General features: G+C 73.8%; 6 protein-coding genes. 4 read left to right on the forward strand and 2 right to left on the reverse strand.

Going from position 1 to position 4579, the window contains the following annotated elements; translation table 11 throughout:
* Positions 1-186 precede the first annotated feature (186 nt).
* The 3 genes from ACWDCZ_RS38900 to ACWDCZ_RS38910 all read left to right on the forward strand — a co-directional run bounded on the left by ACWDCZ_RS38900 (position 187) and on the right by ACWDCZ_RS38910 (position 2132).
* Positions 187-852, forward strand: coding sequence for an HAD family hydrolase (locus tag ACWDCZ_RS38900; RefSeq protein WP_449818424.1), 666 nt, complete (start codon positions 187-189; stop codon positions 850-852).
* Between the two features lie 102 nt (positions 853-954).
* Positions 955-1158: a hypothetical protein gene (locus ACWDCZ_RS38905; protein ID WP_449818425.1), complete on the forward strand. Its 204-nt coding sequence runs from the start codon at positions 955-957 to the stop codon at positions 1156-1158.
* Positions 1159-1235: 77 nt separating this feature from the next.
* Positions 1236-2132 carry an aminoglycoside phosphotransferase family protein gene (locus tag ACWDCZ_RS38910; protein ID WP_449818426.1) on the forward strand — a complete coding sequence of 299 codons (897 nt, stop codon included), beginning with the start codon at positions 1236-1238 and terminating at the stop codon, positions 2130-2132.
* Between the two features lie 62 nt (positions 2133-2194).
* Here ACWDCZ_RS38910 and ACWDCZ_RS38915 read toward each other — a convergent pair whose 3' ends face one another.
* Positions 2195-2659 carry a hypothetical protein gene (locus ACWDCZ_RS38915; protein ID WP_117487330.1) on the reverse strand — a complete coding sequence of 155 codons (465 nt, stop codon included), beginning with the start codon at positions 2657-2659 and terminating at the stop codon, positions 2195-2197.
* Between the two features lie 127 nt (positions 2660-2786).
* Entirely contained in the window at positions 2787-3785 is a 999-nt protein-coding gene (locus tag ACWDCZ_RS38920; protein WP_449818427.1) for a helix-turn-helix domain-containing protein, read from the reverse strand.
* Positions 3786-3987: 202 nt separating this feature from the next.
* On the opposite strand from ACWDCZ_RS38920, the gene ACWDCZ_RS38925 reads away from it, so the two are divergent.
* Positions 3988-4359, forward strand: a complete 372-nt coding sequence (locus ACWDCZ_RS38925) for a hypothetical protein (RefSeq protein ID WP_117487328.1) — start codon at positions 3988-3990, stop codon at positions 4357-4359.
* The last annotated feature ends 220 nt before the right edge of the window (positions 4360-4579 follow it).

Genomic DNA, 4579 nt, shown 5'->3' on the forward strand with positions numbered 1-4579 from the left:
ACCTGTCGGCCTACGCGGGCCAGACGGTCACCGTGAAGTTCGCCGGGACCGAGGACGCCTCGCTCCAGACCAGCTTCGTGATCGACGACACCTCCATCCAGACCAGCTGACGCCAACGCCCGGGCGCCGGTGGCCAGTTCGACGGCCACCGGCCCCCGGGCACGGGCACCGGCCTATGCTGGTGGGATGATCAAGCCGATTGAGCTGGTGATTTTCGACTGCGACGGCGTCCTGGTGGACAGCGAGGTGATCGCCGTCCGGGTGCTGGTGCGGCTCGGCGAGGAGTACGGCTGGCCGCTGACCGAGGCGGAGGCGATCGAGCTCTTCGTCGGACGGTCCGAGGCGGCCAACCGGGCCACGGTCACCGAACGGCTCGGCGGCGAGACGGCGACGGTGTGGAGCAAGCGCTTCGTCGAACTGCACGCCGAGGCGGTGGACGCCGGCCTGACCCCCGTGGACGGCCTGCCGGAGGCGCTGGCCGCGATCACCCTGCCCACCTGCGTGGCCTCCAGCGGCACCCACGAGAAGATGCGCCACACCCTGGGCCGGACCGGCCTCCACGGCCACTTCGCCGGGCGGATCTTCAGCGCCACCGAGGTCGAGCGCGGCAAGCCCGCGCCCGACCTCTTCCTGCACGCAGCCCGCTCGATGGGCGTCGACCCGGCCGCCTGCGTGGTGGTCGAGGACAGCCGCCCCGGCGTCGAGGCCGCCCGCGCCGCCGGGATGCGCGCGCTCGGCTACGCGGGCGGCGTCACCGCCGCGGAACGGCTGGCCGGGCCGGGCACCGTGGTCTTCGACGACATGCGCGAGCTGCCCGCCCTGATCGCGGCGGGCGCGGTCCGCCAGGGCTAGCGGCTCGCCCGGCGGCACCCCGAGCGCTATATTGAACACGTTCAAACATGGCTCGGGGTTGGGGGACGCATGGGCGCTGGGGCGCGCAGGGTGATCACGTGCATGGCGACCTGGGCGGTGCTCCTGGTGGTGGCGCTCCCGCTTCCACTGCTCCCGGGCCGCTGGGGGGACATGGACCACCAGAGGGCCCTGGGCCTCCTGTGGTGGCTGCTCGCCTTCATCGTCCCGTTCATGACCTGCGCCCTCAACCGGCGGTGGATCTACGCCAACGAGCGGAAGCCCGGGGGAGCCGCGCGCCGAGCCTGACCCCGGGCCCCGGCGGCCGTCGGTCCGGCGGCAAATCGGTTGCCCGGCGCGGCCCGTGGCTGGCAGGGTCGGTCGCTATGGCCACCTCCCACAAGTTGCACGCCGACGAACTGGACATCGACGAGGCGCTGGTGCGCCGGATGGTCGCCGAGTGCTTCCCGCAGTGGGCCGGCCTGCCGGTCGAGCCGGTGGAACCGGCCGGGACCAGCAACGCGATGTACCGGCTCGGGGCGGAGCTGGTGGTGCGCGTCCCGCGGATCCCCGGGGTGGTCGAGGAGATCGCCAAGGAGGACGTCTGGCTGCGGCGGCTGGCCCCGCGGCTGCCGGTCCCGGTGCCGGTCCCGCTGGCCGTGGGCGGACCGGTCGACGGCTGCCCCTGGCCCTGGTCGGTGCTGCGCTGGCTCGACGGCACCACACCGGTGCCCGGCCGGATCGCCGAACCCGGGGCGCTGGCGCGGGATTTGGCGGACTTCGTGACCGCGATGCGCGGGATCGACCCGGCCGGCGCCCCCGCCGCCTACCGCAGCGAGTCGCTGGCGGACCGGGACGCCGGGACGAGGAAGGCGATCGCGGCCGTGCCGGACCTCGTCGACGCTGCTGCCGCGACCGCCGCCTGGGAGCGGGCCCTGGCCGCCCCGGCTCCCGACGGTTCGCCGGTCTGGCTCCACGGGGACCTCCAGCCCGGCAACCTGCTGGTGTCCCCGGACGGCCGGCTGAGCGCCGTCATCGACTTCGGCTGCGCGGGCCTCGGCGAACCGGCCGTCGACCTGATCCCCGCCTGGTACGTCCTGCCCGCCGCCGCCCGTGCGACGTTCCGCGAGGCCGCGGCCCCCGACGACGCCACCTGGGCCCGCGCCCGCGGCTGGGCCCTGTCCGTCGCCCTGTCGGAAGTGGCCTACTACCGGGACAGCGACCCGAGGATGACCGCCATCGCCCGCCACGTCATCGCCGAGGTGCTGGCCGACCACGCGTAGACGATCGGCCCGCTCCCCGCTCGCGAGACGACGGGCGGGGAGCGGGCCGGGCCGTCGGCAGGTCAGCCGATCGACAGCCAGCCCGAGTACGTGTCGGTCAGCACCAACAGCCCGGTGTCGCCGTCGTAGAGGGCGTTGTTCAGCTGGATGTGCCCCGTCTCGCGCATGTCGTAGTTGCACTCCGCCCAGTGGCCGACGCCGAGGGCGTTGCGGCACGCGCCGGTGCGGCCGTAGTCGGTGCTCCACCGGCCGACGGCGGAGAAGCCGTCCTTTGCGGTGTCGAGCACGAGCACCTTGTCGCCGGCCTTGTCGAAGCAGGTCTTGACCCCGGGGCTGGTGATGCACGGCAGGCTGGCCGCCGTGATCGCGGACTCCGACATGGTGACGGGCGTCCCGATCGTGCGCGGGTCGTCCTGCGGCGCGGCGACGGCCTGACCGCCGCCGAGGACGGTGAGCCCGAGCGCCAGGGCGGCGAGGCCGATGACGGCGGCGGAGCGCGGGTTCCTGCGGAGTCCGTTGCTGGACATGGATGGTCCCCCTTCGAGGGTGTCGGTGTGTTCGCGTCCACCACCTGATCCCCCGTGGTGGACACAGCATCAGCTTGCCGAGGCCCCAAGGGGGTTGTCGTTAGCAGCCGGTCCACGTCCGCTTCGCTCAGCGTCCACCCGCGGCCGTCGCGGCGGCGCCGTGCCGGAAGTCGCGGGGCGGCAGCCCGTACGCGCCGCGGAAGGCGCGGCTGAAGTCGGCGGCGCGGGGGAACCCGCAGCGGGCCGCGATGACGTGGACGGGGGTGGCGGCCAGGGCCGGGTCGGCGAGGTCGCGGCGGGCCCGTTGGAGGCGCTGGTGGCGGATCCAGGCGGCGACGGTCTCCTCCTCGCCCTCGAAGAGGCGGTGCAGGTAGCTGACCGAGATGTGGTGCGCGGCGGCGACGGCGCCGGGGTCGAGGTCCGGCTCGTGCAGGTGGGAGCGGATGAAGGCCCGGATCCGTTGGACCAGCGCCCGGCGCCGGCTCTCCGGCGGTACGGCGTCCTCGGCGTCGAGGTGGTGGGCGAGCAGCGCCGACACCAGGTCGAGGGCGACGGTGCCCAGTCGGGGTGCGTCGCCGGCCCGGTAGGCGCCGGGGTCGGCGGCGATGCCGGCGAGCAGTTGGACGAGCAGGGCGCCCACGCCCGTGCCCCCGGGCATCCGGCGGGCCGTGAGCGTGCCGATCCGGTCCGGCGACAGCGGCAGCGCCTGCCGGGGCACGGTCAGCCAGCCCCCGCGGACCCGCTGGCGCGGATCGTCGGTGCTCGCCTGGAGGAGGAGGGGTCGGGCGCTGTCCTGCAGGACCACGTCGTGCGGGCGGTAGGCGCCGAGGCCGTCGGAGCGGACCGCGGTGGCGGAGTCGCCGAACGGGAGCGAGAACAGGTACAGCTCGGGGTCGGTGGACGAGCGGATCAGGCGTGGTGACCGCCTCGCGGCGAGCGGCGGGTGCTCCATCGTCCAGAGCGCCAGGTCGCCGAGCGGCAGGATGTGCACCTCGGACCGGAAGTCGGCCCTGTGCTCGGTGCGGACGTCGAACGGCGCGATCAGCCGGACGAGTTGCTGCTGCCAGTACTCGAAGCGGTCCCGCGGTTCCACGTCCTCGGTCCGGTACACCGACTCGGTCAGCATGCTCGCCCTCCCCTGGCTCGCCTTCCCCGTCCCGGCATTCTCACACCGCTGACGGATCCGGCCCGGGGAAGGAGGGGAGCGGCCGGCGGGGCCGCCAAAACCACCGCCAGCAGCCTTCACTTCGCCCCACCCTCCATGGCCGCTTCGGCCAGGCCGAAGCGCCACCTTCCCGGGGACGGGCAACCACGGCAGAATCTCAGGCGTGACAGACCCTCTGAGTGAGGCGTGGGACTTCCAGGCCCAAGCAGCAGCGGAACAGGACGACTTCGGCCGGACTTCCGGCGGGTCGTGGATCCCGCCCATCCTGCGGGACCTGGTCCTCGCCGCGAGAAGCACCTCGTTGAGCCGCTACTACCCGTTCACGAGTCATGCAACGCTCCGGTTCAGTACAGGGCCCCAATGGTGGCTCGGTAGCGGAGACGTCCTCGCCATCGGCATCGCGCTCGTCCCCGAAGGGCGCTATCTCGTCTACACCCAGACATCGCACGACGAGCCGTTCTCAGTGGAACTCGAGACCACCGGTGCTGACGAGGCGGCCGCCAGGGCGGAACAACTGGTGAACGCCCTCGGCTGAGTTCAACCGCCGGACCGCAGAACTGCGGCACCTCGCCCGTGCACGGAACCTTGGGTAGAGCCAGAGTTGAGAAATCTTTCAGGGCGGGCCCGCGCGCAAGCACACGGGCCCGCCCAACCGGATCCGGTGCCTGCCCGCCAGAACCCCCCCCCCCCCCCCCCGCCCCCCCCCCCCCCCCCCCCCCCCCCCCCCCCCCCCCCCCCCCCCCCCCCCCCCCCCC

The organism is Kitasatospora sp. NPDC001225, assembly GCF_053597855.1.

Coding starts and splice junctions, on each gene's coding strand:
- ACWDCZ_RS38910 (WP_449818426.1), top strand. CDS start 1,236: ATGGCCACCTCCCACAAGTTGCACGCCGACGAACTGGACATCGACGAG.
- ACWDCZ_RS38915 (WP_117487330.1), bottom strand. CDS start 2,659: ATGTCCAGCAACGGACTCCGCAGGAACCCGCGCTCCGCCGCCGTCATC.
- ACWDCZ_RS38900 (WP_449818424.1), top strand. CDS start 187: ATGATCAAGCCGATTGAGCTGGTGATTTTCGACTGCGACGGCGTCCTG.
- ACWDCZ_RS38920 (WP_449818427.1), bottom strand. CDS start 3,785: ATGCTGACCGAGTCGGTGTACCGGACCGAGGACGTGGAACCGCGGGAC.
- ACWDCZ_RS38905 (WP_449818425.1), top strand. CDS start 955: ATGGCGACCTGGGCGGTGCTCCTGGTGGTGGCGCTCCCGCTTCCACTG.